Annotated in this window: 9 protein-coding genes; 6 read left to right on the top strand and 3 right to left on the bottom strand. The window is 59.9% G+C overall.

What is annotated here, in order from left to right; genetic code table 11:
• Positions 1-65 precede the first annotated feature (65 nt).
• Together AAF358_17110 and AAF358_17105 are read left to right on the top strand one after the other, a co-directional pair.
• Entirely contained in the window at positions 66-1853 is a 1788-nt protein-coding gene (locus AAF358_17110; protein MEM7707280.1) for a serine hydrolase domain-containing protein, read from the top strand.
• Between the two features lie 3 nt (positions 1854-1856).
• On the top strand, positions 1857-3134 hold the full coding sequence (locus AAF358_17105; GenBank protein ID MEM7707279.1) for an MFS transporter: 1278 nt from the start codon (positions 1857-1859) through the stop codon (positions 3132-3134).
• A 37-nt stretch (positions 3135-3171) separates the two neighbouring features.
• On the opposite strand, the gene AAF358_17100 is transcribed toward AAF358_17105, so the two are convergent.
• On the bottom strand, positions 3172-4569 hold the full coding sequence (locus AAF358_17100) for a serine hydrolase (GenBank protein ID MEM7707278.1): 1398 nt from the start codon (positions 4567-4569) through the stop codon (positions 3172-3174).
• Positions 4566-5552, bottom strand: coding sequence for a hypothetical protein (locus AAF358_17095; protein ID MEM7707277.1), 987 nt, complete (start codon positions 5550-5552; stop codon positions 4566-4568). Before AAF358_17095 ends, AAF358_17100 begins: the two co-directional genes overlap by 4 nt.
• Positions 5553-5693: 141 nt before the next feature.
• Here AAF358_17095 and AAF358_17090 point away from each other — a divergent pair, with 141 nt between their 5' ends.
• The 4 genes from AAF358_17090 (at position 5694) to AAF358_17075 (ending at position 10899) form a co-directional block, all read left to right on the top strand.
• Entirely contained in the window at positions 5694-8003 is a 2310-nt protein-coding gene (locus AAF358_17090) for a DPP IV N-terminal domain-containing protein (protein MEM7707276.1), read from the top strand.
• A gap of 43 nt (positions 8004-8046) precedes the next feature.
• Positions 8047-9123: a PepSY-associated TM helix domain-containing protein gene (locus AAF358_17085; protein ID MEM7707275.1), complete on the top strand. Its 1077-nt coding sequence runs from the start codon at positions 8047-8049 to the stop codon at positions 9121-9123.
• A gap of 184 nt (positions 9124-9307) precedes the next feature.
• On the top strand, positions 9308-10477 hold the full coding sequence (locus AAF358_17080) for a PepSY-associated TM helix domain-containing protein (protein MEM7707274.1): 1170 nt from the start codon (positions 9308-9310) through the stop codon (positions 10475-10477).
• Complete coding sequence (locus AAF358_17075; GenBank protein MEM7707273.1) at positions 10474-10899, top strand: hypothetical protein; 426 nt, start codon at positions 10474-10476, stop codon at positions 10897-10899. Before AAF358_17080 ends, AAF358_17075 begins: the two co-directional genes overlap by 4 nt.
• A gap of 74 nt (positions 10900-10973) precedes the next feature.
• Here the strand turns inward: AAF358_17075 and AAF358_17070 are convergent, their stop codons facing one another.
• Positions 10974-13163 carry a TonB-dependent siderophore receptor gene (locus AAF358_17070; GenBank protein MEM7707272.1) on the bottom strand — a complete coding sequence of 730 codons (2190 nt, stop codon included), beginning with the start codon at positions 13161-13163 and terminating at the stop codon, positions 10974-10976.
• Positions 13164-13446 lie beyond the last annotated feature (283 nt).

The following is a 13446-nucleotide window of genomic DNA, read 5'->3' as shown; positions in this document are numbered from 1 at the left end:
TCTGGCTACTGTGCGGCCTTTGTACCGCTAACGATTGCGTTTTTGCTCAGGAATCGCCGACCGATTTGGACGATCTGGAAGCAAAGATCCAGAGCATGCTGGAAGCGTCGTCGGTGCCAGGCGCGGCAGTGGTCGTCGTGGAAAACGGCGAGGCGGTCCTCGCCCGCGGTTTCGGCCTCGCCGACGTGGCGTCGGGCAGAGTGATGACCGCCGATACGCGGCTGCGCGCCGGGTCGTTATCGAAAAACCTGACAACCCTAGCTGCCATCAAGCTGGCGGCCGAGGGGCGTCTGAACCTGGACGCACCCATCAGCCGGCTGGCTCCCGACGTGGTGCTGGAAAACCCCTGGGAGGAACAACACCCGCTGACCCTCCGTCACCTGCTGGGTCACACCGGCGGGCTTGAGGGATCCACTTACTACGAATATGCCACCTCCGAACCGGACTACCCAATTAACCGCTACGTCCGCGAGATGCGTGGCAAGGTGGCGATTCGCTGGCCGCCGGGGTTTTTCTTCAGCTACGCCAACCCAGGACACACCCTCGCAGCGGCGGCGATTGAGCAAGCCTGTGCCTGCGCGTTTGATACCTGGGTAGAGGAAAATCTATTTGCTGCGCTGGGCATGGAGCAGACGACGTTTCGAAACGCGCCGGATGATGGACCGCCGCTGGCGAGCAGCTATCATCCCGACGGGGTGACGGAATCTGAATCATGGCTCATGCCCATTCGCCCATCTGGCTCGCTGGTGACCACCATCAACGACCTCGGAAAGCTGGTCGCCTGGTACGCTGAACCTGAACCTTCCAGATCGGGACTGCAGCTAGCAGACGCCTGGCTGGAGCAAATGCGGGCACCCCAACAATCCGCTGCCGGCCGCCAGGGGGTCGCCAGCACCGGCTACGCGCTGGGTACCTTCAAATTCAGCGCGGCAAATGGCCACCTGCTCTGGGGCCACACCGGCTCCACGGAGGGCTTTCAAACCTGGCTGGGCTACGAGCCAGGAGGCCGACGCGGCTTTGCCCTGATCATCAACGGTGATGATGGCGGCCTGCGCTGGCGCCTGCGAGGCCTGCTGGGGGCGTACCTCTACCGTAACGAACCACCGGCAACACCGGTGCCTGCCATTCCCGCTAAGGACCTGGGCCTGGGAACGTATGAAGGATGGTACGCGCCTTTCAGCCACGACATGCCACTGCGAGCGTGGTTATGGCATGTATTCGGAGCCGTTCGGCTCGAGGCCACCGACGAAGGCCTAAGGCTGCAGCCGCTTGCACCCGGCGAACCAACGGCTGATCTGATTCCAACAACGCCAACCACTTTCCGCGTCGGCGATTATCCTGAGCCGGTCTACGCGCTGGTTCAGGACCCAGACGGCAGAACCGTGCTGGTAGGCAACGAGTCCTATGAACCTATTTCCGGCCTAAGAGCATTCGGCCGTTTCGGGCTTCTGGTGGGCTCCCTCCTGATTGCGGTCGGTGCAACACTGGCCTGGCTCCTTCGCTGGGCGGGTCACTGGGCGCGCGGCTGGCAGCGTCCCGGAACCGCCAGCTTTGGTTTGATGGTCAGCGGCCTGAGCATGGCGATGTTGCTGTGGCTTTTCGTTCGTTTCGGGCTCACCGCACCCATGGACGCGCTGGTGGCGATCGGTCGGCCGAGTTCAATATCGATCGGCCTGCTCATGCTGAGCCTGCTGGGGCCGCTGGCGGCGGTGTTCGCGCTCTGGCGAGCAGCACTGAGCACGCAACCACTATCGGCTCGCCCGCTTGCATTCGCGTCGGCACTCATTCTGGTATCCGGATGGACGCTGTTTGCCGTCAACGGCTGGGTACCCCTGATGACCTTTCAGGCCTGAGCAGTGACAGCTCTGCTTCAACGCCTACGGCTACCCGGAGACGGGGCAACCTGGCGCAAATATGGCGTGCTGATGACGCTCATGATGGCCCACGACCTTCCCAACACGCTGACCGGAGTCATGGTGCCAACGGTGTTCACGCGTCGGCTCGACATGCCGCTGGAGTATCTGGGCCTCTTCACCCTGCCTCTGCTGGTGACCGCCTGTAAATGGACCTGGGCGCCCCTGGTAGATAACCATGGTTCGATCCGGTTCGGCTGGCGAAAGTCCTGGTTGGCGCCCTGCGCGCTGGGCGTTGCGCTTTGCCTGGCGGCGGTGGGATTGGTGCGTCCAAGCCTTGAGGCACTTGCGCTGATCGTCGGGCTGCTAATGCTCAAGCAGCTCTTCTACAGTACTTTTGAGATCGCCGGGGACGCATACATCGTTGAGAACCTGAAGCCCGAAGAGCGCGGCCTTGGGTCCTCTCTGATTTGGCTTGGCCGCGAATTTGGCCAGCTGATCGGCTTTGCCGGCCTCCTGTATGTGACCGATCGCTTCGGCTGGCGGCCGGCCTTTTTTTGTGCTGCCGGACTATTCTTGCTGTTCTGCCTGCCGGTACTGCTGCGACGAGAGCCTGCCCGGTCGGCCGATCACCGCGCAAGCGTTCGGCCCGTCACACGCCTCCGGGCGTTCTTCTCTCGGTCGACCAACTGGTGGGTGCTGGCCGTGGTGTTCTGTGTCTCCTTTACCGTGCAGATGCCGGTCGCGGTGATTGGCCCATTTCTCGGCTCTAAGGGACTTTCGCTATCACAAATCGGCATTGTGATTGGCATTTCTGCCAGCCTGGGAGCCGTGCTTTCACTCGCACTGGCGGCACCGGTGATCGCCCGAATCGGCCCAAAGCGGATGGCCAAGGTAATGCTGGTGGTGGCACCGATGGCGTTACCCGGCTTTCTTTACCTGGCGCATGTGGAAGCGGTCACGACCCCCGTAGTCATGGGCATCATTTTCTTCAGCGCACTCTGCACGGCGCCTATCCGCATGGTGGTTTATGCCGCTCGCATAGGCTGGGCATCTGAGGGCCAGGTTGGGACGGACTTTACGGTCCAGCAATCCACCTGGTTTCTCGGTTTTGCCGCTGCAGGTGGCGCTTCTGGGCTGCTGGCGGCGCAGATTGGGTGGTTTGGCTTTTTTCTCGTGAATTTCGTGCTGACGGTCCTGGCGATCGCATTTTTCATCTTGATGCACGATCCCATTGAACAACGCCTGAAACCGGCGTCAGACGTCCCGAAAGCGCGATAACGGTTTTCGATGCTCGGCTTGGCGAGCTCCGCATGGCTCAGGCGGCCACGGCTTCGGCAATTTCCCGATAGACCTCGTTGAGCGTGTTGTCCAAATCAAAGACAAAGCCCGCGATATGGCCCATCCGCACAACGACCAGATCCAGGGAGGGCACAATCATCACCCGCTGCCGACCGCCACCCGACATCCAGAATGCGTCATTGGGCAGCGTCGGGATAATGCCGGTTGCGTTGGTGCAGAAAAAGCCGCCGTAGTACGGATCGTGGTGCCACGCCTTCTCAGCAGGCGTCTGGACAAAGTCTACAAATTCCGGCGCCAGCAGCTGGTTTCCCTGCCAGTAGCCCCGGTTAAGGTAAAGCTGCCCTAAGCGGGCCCAGTCGCGCGCCGTGCCGTAGTCGTGCCCGGAGATCAAAAAGTGGCCGAACGGGTCGGTCTCGAGCACCATGTCGGTGCAACCCAAGGGGTTGAACAGATGCCGCTGCGGCCAATGAAGAAACTCCTTCACGTCGCCACCGGCTGCTCGTTCGCGTACAAGCCCAACGGCCAGCAGCGGGTCACAGTTTCGGTAGCGGCCGTTGGTCCCCGGCGCATGCGCGAGGGGTTTGGAGACAGAAAACTCGAAGCTGTCCACGCCGCCGGCATAGACGTACGTGTGGTCGAGGCACAGACCGTTTTCGGCTTTGACGGTGTGGTCTTCTGACCGACCGTAGCTTCCAGTGAACTCAAGGCCACTGGCCATATTGAGCAGATCACGCACGCGGATGTCACGACGAGGGTCGGTGGGCGCCTGCCAGGCTGCGAATCCTGCCGGCTCATCGAGATCGATCAGCCCCTGCTGGTGAGTCAAGCCAACCAGCGTTGCAGCCAGGCTCTTGCCCATCGACCAAGCCTCGAAGCGGCTGTTTTCGTCGTAGCCATCAGCATAGGCTTCGGCAACAATCTCGCCCCGATGCGCCACAACCAGTGCGTTGGTGAATTGAAAGCTGTTTTTAAAGGCGCGGGTCAGTGCCGGCTGGAATATCGGATCGGGGTCTTCGACCGAACCTGAAAAGACACCTGCTTCCGGGTTTCTTTTCAACTTCTGCGGCGCAAAAGCCAGCTCAGGGTGCGGTTTGCTTGAGACCACCGATCCCTGATCTGCGTGATAAAACGCGTACGCATCCACGCCGTCCAGCTCAAGCCGCACGCCCCGGCGCTCGTGGTCAACCTCGATCGTTACCGGCAGGTTCATCAGCGCCGCGACATTTCGGTTTTCGGTCGCTTCCTGGAGAATTTCCTCTGATGCAGCCATCCACGCACAGCTTGCCCGGAACGTCTCTCCGGGGTCGCGGCCCGTGATAAACACGCCCGAGCAAACCACTTTGGCCGCCCAGCTTAACCCGCAGCGCGCGACGTCATCCTGCGGAATGGGGTTTGGCGCGGCGTCGGCCTTCAATGATCGACGCAGACCCGCTGGGGAAATGCCCCGACATTTTTCAGCACGTGCTTTATCGCAAAGTTTTCCAGGGACACGACGTAGAGCTCGCCGGACGCCCGGCAGCTGATATATGCCAGCTTGCAGTCTTTCGACACCGTCAGATAGCTCGGCTGCATTCCGAGTTCTATGGTCGTGACCAGTTCGAGCTCCGGAAGGCGGTAGACAGCTGCGTAGTGCCCGGTGGTTGCCAGAAAAATAGCGTGACGCCCATCAGGCGTAATCTCCGCGCCATGGTCACTGGTAAACGGGTACTGCGCTTCAGAAACCGGATGGTCAGCGGGCAGCTCGGGCAGGTCCACAGATCCGGTCACCTTAAGGGATTCCAGATCGACAATTTTGAAGCCATGGAACCGGCTGAGCTGCACGTACGCCGTTTTCCCATCAGGTGTCAGGGCAAACGGGCGAACGTTGTCTTCAAAGGTGAGGTGCCGTTTCCATTTCATCTTTTCTGCGTCGATTTCATCGAGCGAGCCCCACACGATAGAGCCGACGTAGACACGGGTGCCGTCGGCAGAGACTCTTACCTTGTGTCCACCCAGGTTGGCGATGCTGATCGGCGTAACCTCCTGGGTCTGGGTGTCAACTCGGCTCACCATTTTTCGGTCGTAATGGGCGTTGTAGACATAGCGACGGTCCGGACTGATGGCAAAGTGCTCCACCTGGCCCACCAGCGGCACCCGCCAGCGCTCCTCCAGCGTATGGGCGTCAAAAGCAGCAAACACGCTCTCGTTGTCTGCCAGCGGGTTCTGCCAGCAGTGCATCCGAGTCGAGCCGTTGACATAAAGCTCGCCATAGTCAGCGGACAGGGCGACACTATCAGCTTTGAAATTGCCGCCGAGATCGAGTCGGCCGACTTCCTTATAGACTTTCGTTTCATCAAAAACCGCGACATCACCGCCAATCGTGTTCTGCTGGTAAATCAAAGCTACTTCCTTATTCACTGATTCTCTGGGCTTTTACAGTATGATCGTACTGTAAATAACTATCAACCAGGACCTACGAATCCGGGTCTTTTCATCCCAAGGGTTTTGTATGCACTTCAAGCTGTTTAGTATACGGATTGATTCGATGCCGAGTCGCCAATGATGACTGTTTGTACCTTTTTGCGTGGCTGTCTCGTCAAGCTTGTCGTCGCCGGAGCGCTGCTCAACCAGGCCAGCGCCACCGACGCCATTAAGCCGACCTTTGATGTGGCCGCAACCCGACAGTTTCTTGACCAGATGGCTGAATCGGTTCAGCTCCCTGACCTCGATGTCCACTGGCCTGAGGCCGGCAAAACCATGTGGTACGCCGAGAACCACCACGGTGTTACCCAGGCAATCTGGCAGGTGGTTCTCACAACACCGGTTTCCCGCAATCCCTTGGCGAACCTTGACCTGGTTCGAGAGTTAATCGGTCAGCACCTGGCTTTGGGGTATTCGCCCGGCATTCGAGTGCTCGATTACGACTTTGACACACAACAACTCACCGTCTCGTTCGGAGACCGTCGCTATGAAGTTGAAATCAACAGCCGGCAGGTCAGAGAGATTCCGTTGTCGAACACGGCACGCTTCGACCAGATCGGCGTAGCAAGAAATCAGTTTCCCATTCAGTACGCGATCCGTGAGGAACAATCTGCTGACGGCCGGTGGATCCTGACGTTGAGCAACCACGATGTGGCCCTGCGCGACGCTCAAACGGGTCAGCTAACCCAGGCCACGGACACTGGTACCGAGGATGTGCCCTGGTATTTCGCGCCCGATATTATGGAGCCCGCTGGACCGGCCTTCTCTCCCAACAGCGCTAAGGTAGCGCTGCGCACCCACGACCAGACCAAGGTGACCGCCTGGCCGATTGTGGACTGGCTGTCGTTGCATCCAGAGACTAAAGATTTTCGTTACTGGGCCAAGGCCGGACAGCAGATCCCCATTACGCAATTCTGTGTTTACGACGTTTTGTCCCGCAGCCTTACGCCGGTGTCGGTCGGCGGCGGCAAGGACCACTACGCGGTGTTTCTCGGCTGGAGTCCCGATAGCTCGGAAATCTGGTTTTACCGCGCGACCAGAGACTTTCGGCAGCTGACCCTGTGGGCCGCAGATGCTGAGTCTGGGGAAGCCCGCAAGGTCCTCACCGAATCCCGCTCCGATGGCTACGTGGAGTTTCCCTGGAACGGCATTCGCAATCTGAGGTTCATTCCCGGGAGCAGCGATTTTCTCTGGTACTCCGACCGGTCCGGCTGGTCGCATTGGTACCGGTATCGTCGAGACGGAGAACTGATCGGACCAGTGACACAGGGTGAATGGGTAGCCGGCGACATCGCCCGCATCAGCGACGATGGACAGTTCTGGTTTTCGGCGCAGCCCGACGCTAATCGGCCCTACAACCGACACTTACTCAAGGGCCAGTTGGGCCGACGCGGCAAACCGGTCACGCTGACACGCGGCCCAGGTCTTCATAATGCCGAGCTGTCGAGTGACGGAACATGGCTGATCGATACGGTCCACGGACTGGGAATACCGCCGCGGATTGAGCTAAGGGCTGCCGACGGAACCGGAGAGCCGCTGGTCCTCGCAACCGCCACTATCGATTCCTTGCGAGATGACTGGTCTGAGCCAGAACCGTTTGTGGTCATGGCATCCGATGGCGAGACTCCAATGCACGGTGTGCTGTTTAAGCCGTTTGGGTTCGATCCGGGGAATTCCTATCCGGTGATCGAGCGGATTTACGGGGGGCCGCAATCTCAGGTCCTGGGGCGCGGCTACTTCGGCTTCCAAAGCACGTATCCCGGGGCGGAGTACCAGCTCATGCTCGCGGCATTGGCTCGCGCAGGCTTTGTCGTGGTGGCGATGGATGCACCGGGTACACCAGGTCGTGGGCGGGAATACAACATGCGAGGAGTCCCAAGCTGGCCCAAAGGCGTCGTGGCGGATCACGTTGCTGGACTGAAAGCGCTGGCAGCCGATCGCCCCTGGATGGACCTGAACCGGCTAGGAATCGACGGCAACTCCTGGGGCGGCTATATGGCACTGCGATCGGGCATCGAGGCGCCGGAATTTTATCGAGCGATTTCTGCCAGCGTGCCGGAAAATAATTTTCATGACCACGCTGCCTGGATCGAAATGGTGGTGGGAAGCCCAGCCGACAACCCCGACGCCTACGCGGCGGGAAACCTCCTGAACCAGCTTGACCAGCTCGTGAGTCCACTTCTGCTGGTGATGGGAACCAGCGATGGCAACGTTGGCTTTTCCACGCACGCCAAGCTGCTCGACGGTTTGGCCGAGGCAGGTAAACCGTATCAACTTGTCCTGTTTCCCGGCACCAACCACGCCCATCAGGGCCGCGGCGATCGCTACGCGTACGCGGTCACCGCGATCACGCAATTCTTCTACCGCCAGCTTGGCAGAGCGCAGTAGTGGGCCGCCGGAGACCAGAGGTCATTCCGCCGGCAGAAAGCTGATGAAGCTCGTTCGCCTCTTACACGGCTGGGCGGGCATCTCGCTCGGTCTGCTTCTGACCCTGGTCTGCACGACGGGAACGCTCTGCGCCTACCGGCACGATCTCAATCAGTGGTGGCACGCCTCGATACCGCAACGATCCCAACCGCCCAATTACGGCCGACTTGCGGCGGCAGTCCAGCGAGACTATGGCGACGCTACGCGGGTGTCCTATGTCGGTGCTCCGGCTTACACCGGGAACGTGATCGAGGTATGGGCCAGGCAGAAGACTGAGACCGGCGGCCAACGCTCGTTCCTCGCCTACTATGACCCGTTGGATCTTGAGTTGCTCAGCGATACCAAAGGCTCAACCTTTAGCGCAGTGCTCGCGTGGCTTGCAAACGGGCACGTTAGTCTGTGGGCAGGATCGTCAGGCCACCTGGTTGTTGGTGTGCTGGGTTTTCTTGGGTTGGCGTTCGTGGCAACCGGCACCTATCTCTGGTTGCCGAGGCTCAAGGTTCGCAGACCGCTTCAGCTACGCTGGCGCGCAAGCCGTAGAGTTCGCCATGGCGACCTTCACCATGTCGGCGGTCTGCTGGCCGCCGTGCCGCTGCTGCTGGTCTCTTTTTCTGGCGTACTGCTGGTGTTCCCGCAATCGCTGTCGCTTACCACGGCGGCTCTCGGAGGTGAAACGTCCGTTGACCAAGCGCGGGAGCCGGTGTCGGGTACCCCAAAGCCGATTGGCCAACTGATCCAGGCGGCGGAATCCGCCGTTCGCGGCGGCAAGGTCGCCTGGATACCCGGGCTCCCGCTGACGGGCGAAGAACCGCTGGTGCTAACGCTGACCTATGACGGCAACCCCGATCCGTATAAAGGTGGTGTGCTGGTTACGCTTGATCCGACCTCAGGGCAGATCCTTCAGCTGATCGATCCTCGACACGGGCCGGCGGCAGTGTGGATGGAACGAAGCCATTTTGGTCTGCATACCGGCGAGGTTTTTGGTGAGGGTGGCCGAGCCCTTTTTGCCGTAGCGGGTTTGCTGCCGTTGCTGCTGGCCTGGTCCGGTTGGGTGATTTGGTTGCGGCGCCGACAGAGCTAAAGGCGCCGCCGCGTTGGCCGACCGTTTGCCCGCGTAAAGCCAGCCCGTCAATCAACGTGGCAAAGACGATCCGTACATGCCGGTCAGTCAACTGCTACCCAAAAGATGCAATATCACGAACGATTCTCATTACCATTTTGAGCTATAATCGCCCGCGTTGAGAGCATCTGCGGAGTAAAGTTTGGTGTCCAGCGCACTGCCCGTCAGCACCAGTAAGCAAGGCGATCAGAAAACGACAACTTTCCGGCGATCGATGTTCAAGCTGCACTCGTGGCTTGGACTCAAGCTTTGTGTGCTTACGGCCTTTATTAGTCTGACCGGGGCTCTCGCAACGCTCGCGCAGGAAATCGACTGGTTACTCAACCCTCAAATGCGAGTCACCGCCCCCGATTCCGCACAGCGGCTTTCCTTGGGTGAGCAGCTTGATGCTGCGCTTACCGCCGGCGTGGCAGGAGAGGTTGCGACCGTTATCCAGCGACACGATCCGTGGTTTGCGACCGAGATTCAGGTCATCACTCCATGGGCTGAGCGGGTCAGGCTGTGGGTCGATCCCTACACCGGCGATTATCTCGGCGCAACGTCGTGGTTTAACGTGCAGCGCTTTCTCCGCCAGACCCATCGACATCTGATGATGCCGGTACAAATCGGCGTGCCGATTGTGTCATCGCTCGGCGTTGTACTGCTGTTGGCCGTCGCCACCGGACTGGTCGTTTACAAGAAATTCTGGCGTGGCTGGGGGAAGCGTCCTCGTTGGAACCTCTCCAGCCGCGTTTGGTTAGGCGACCTCCATCGTCTGCTCGGGCTATGGACGCTTTGGTTTATCTTGATCATCGCTTTGACCTCGGTTTGGTATCTGGTCGAAAGCCTTGGCGCCCGTGCCCCAGCTTTGCCGCGTCCGACAATACCGTCAACGGCAGAGCTAGGTCGTACCAGCGGCTCCCAGCTTGACAAGGCCATCGCAACTGCCAGGGCGGCCCGGCCATCATTGAACCCGCGGGTGATTCGGTTTCCGACCGAGCGACTTCCGGCTTTTGTCATCCAGGGTCAGGATCAGACGCTTTTGGTGCGAGACCGGGCAAATGCTGTTTGGACGGACCTGGGCGGTAAGCAGCTAGGCAGCTATGACGGCGAGTCGCTCGGCTTACACCAACGCATTGGCGAAGCCGCTGATCCGCTGCATTTTGGCACCTGGGGTGGTGAAGGATGGATAGGCCTAATGGTACGCGTCACCTGGTTTGTGCTCGGCATGATCCTATTCGGGATGTCGCTAACCGGTGTTGTCATCTATGGCACCCGAACCGTTGACCGCCGGCGCAGCGGCAGGCGCGCAGCAGCGCGACAGTCGACGTCATGAGTGGGCGCAAACACTACTGGCGGGACGTCGCTCTCTCGACCTGGCGGGCCATGGGCTGGTGGCGGTGGCTGGCCATGACGCTGATCGTCATTAGCCTTGCGCTAACGCCGCTGGCCGGGCCCGCGCGCATCAAGGAGATCACCTACGCGGCCGAACCCGCTCCAGATGCAGAACCCACTCCGTTTCAGCTCGTTTCCTCGGCTCGTTGGAAGACTACGAGGACGTTTCGCCTTAAAGCGGCTCAGTTAGAACGCTGGCGCTATCGGCTCAATTCCGGGCTCTGGGTTGAAATGACCCAACCCGAGGCGCATTGGTCCGACGAAGGCGACGAAGCGGTAAAGGTAGAAGCCTGCACAGCTTCGCCCGCCTCCCGGTGCTGGATCTTCGAGCCGACGTCAAGCCACCGCGACCGAGCGCGGTAATCCACGACGGTACGAGCATGGTGCTCGCTACTTCGCCGTACAAAAGCTTGAGCCCTGCCCGTGCCGTTGTGCTGTTACCAGGTGTAGTAGAGTTCGACGAAATAGGTTCTCGGATCTCCCGGAAAGTGCCCGGTCCTCTCGATAAAGCCCGAAGCGGCGTAGGTTTCATCGAACAGGTTTTCGACGCGAGCCAAGACTTCAAACGGACCGCGCTCCCAGATGATCGACGCGTCAAAGACGGTGTAAGACTGGACCGCCTGACCGCTCAAGCTGACCCGGTCGTCGACGTAGTCGCCGCCCAGGGCAAACGCGGTCACGGAATTCCACGGCGTTTCGATCTGATACCGGGTCCAGAATCCCAGCTGGTTGCGCGGCGCATTGGCGAAGCGATCACCGACACTGTTGCTGAAACCACCACCTCCGTTGTCTTGGGTGATTCGCGTGCTGTTGTACGCATAGGACGCAGTCAGCACCCAGTCCTCGGTGATGTCAGCCGACAGGTCGAACTCGACACCCTGACTGGTGACCTCTCCCAGCGAAACAAAGTTGTCGACGCCATCACCCTCCGGATCACCCAGTGGATCGGCTTGAAGCAGATTCTGGCGAACAATCTCATAGATCGCGGCGCTGGCCTGTAAGCGCCCATCCAGCAGCTCGGTCTTTACGCCCGCCTCAACCATCTCACCAGCCGTAGGATTAAACGGGCCGCCGGCTTGAGGATTCTGCGACGAGATGGACTGCGGCTCATAGCTATCCGCCCACTGAGCGTAGAGCGAAACGTCGTCGCGAATTCGATACACGGCACCCGCGCGGAAGGTGGTTTCGTTGTCAGAAAACGAGGCGGCGCCGATCGTGTCCTCATAGTCGTCAATGCGCACGCCGCCGATCAAGATGAGCTTGCCGAAGGTTGCCTCGTTAAGGAGGTAAGCCCCCTGGCGCTCCTGCTGCGTCACCCGGACTGGCGAAAACACGGTGTCATAGCTCGCTGGATCGGTCAGTCCATATTGCGGATTCCGGAGGCTCAGCGGCAAGATGTCCGAGGGCAAGGAACTTCCGGCCAGAAATCGTTCGACAAAAGCGGCGGAAGTTCGCGCTCGGCCCGCCAGGAAATCGAGCTGGCCATCGAAGTATTCAAAGCCCGCCAGCAGGCGGTTATCAAAACCATCGAAGCTCTTGGACCAGACCAGGTTGGTGCCAAGGCTGATCTGTTCTTCTTCCCGCAGCTGATCTCGCCATTCGCGGGCGGTGAGATCCGTGATTGAATCCCCGTCGACGTCAAACAGTCCGCGAGGCTCGTGGTATTGCTGCGCCTGCGAGGAGTCGTTGTAGCGTAACTTGAAGTCCCAGGTCAGGCTGCTGCCAATGCTGCCCTCAAGCGATGCCTGGAGCACATCCGATTCGAGATTCAGAAAGTCGGTTGGCTCGTTGTGGTTCCAACGCCGATCGGTGAGAAAGTTGCCTCTGTCGTCAACGGGAACACCCCGCAGCCGATTGCCGGCAAGATCCTGCTCGTAGCGCGTCGCCTGCAGCACCAGTTCGGTGGTGCTGCCAAGCGGAATGCTGAGGCCAAGATCGTAAACGCTCACGTCGTCGCCGGAGTTAAATCGCGGCGTGTCTCGATCCTCGCGGAAAATTGCGGCGCGCCACGCTGCGCCGTTGGTGCCGATCGCGCCGTTGAGATCTACCGCAGCGCCAAAGCGGCTGCGATTACCGCCCACAACGCGGAGGCGGTTTTCCGCGTTTGCGTCGGGCTTCTTGGTCACGTAGTTGAACAGTCCGCCCGGCGCCCCGGGGCCGTAAAGCATCCCCGCGGGCCCTTTAAGAAAGTCCACCCGTTCGATGTTAAAGAGCTGCGGGACGCCGAAGCTGATGTAAGGATCACCGCGCAGGCCGTCAAAAAAGATGCCTTCTTGCCGAAAACCGCGTGCGGTGACGCCCGCATAGCTGAACACAGTCACGCCGGAGATATTGCGGTAGATATCCTGGGCATCGCGAGCGCCCTGATCCTCAATCAGCTGGGCGTTGATGCTGGTGATGAGCTGCGAAGACGCCAACGGCTCTGTGATCAGTTTGCCCGTGTCAGAGGCAGGCACCCGATAAAGCCGCTGGGCGCGAGCGCGAACAATGACCTCCTCGATGACATCATCCGATTCATTGTTTGCGTCTTCTGGCGACGCACCTTGGTCCTGCGCGATCGATGGCCAAGCGGCGGCCAACGGCAGCAAACAGCAAAGCGTAGATCTCAAAAGAATTCTTGTCGGCATGGTGATCTCCCAAATTTGAATCGCTGCTCCCGGAGAGATACTACCTTTATTACGAATCTAAATACAACCGATTCGCATTTGCATTAATTTATTTTGATGGGTATGCTGGTGGCGTTCGAATGGCACGTCGATGACTCTCTCCAGAAAAACCGGGAATGACTGGTCCGGTTCCGCCTTCGGCGGTTTCAGCCAGGTCCAGGAACCCGCCAGCCGACGCCAGGGCTGGCGGGCAACTGGGGCCTAGATTCTTTAAACCGCACCCGTCGCGCACCTCGAGGCGTTA

It is taken from the genome of Pseudomonadota bacterium (genome assembly GCA_039033415.1).
Lineage (GTDB): Bacteria > Pseudomonadota > Gammaproteobacteria > Xanthomonadales > SZUA-38 > JANQOZ01.
Note: the sequence above shows the minus strand (reverse complement) of the source record. Positions and strands in the feature narration are given on the sequence as shown.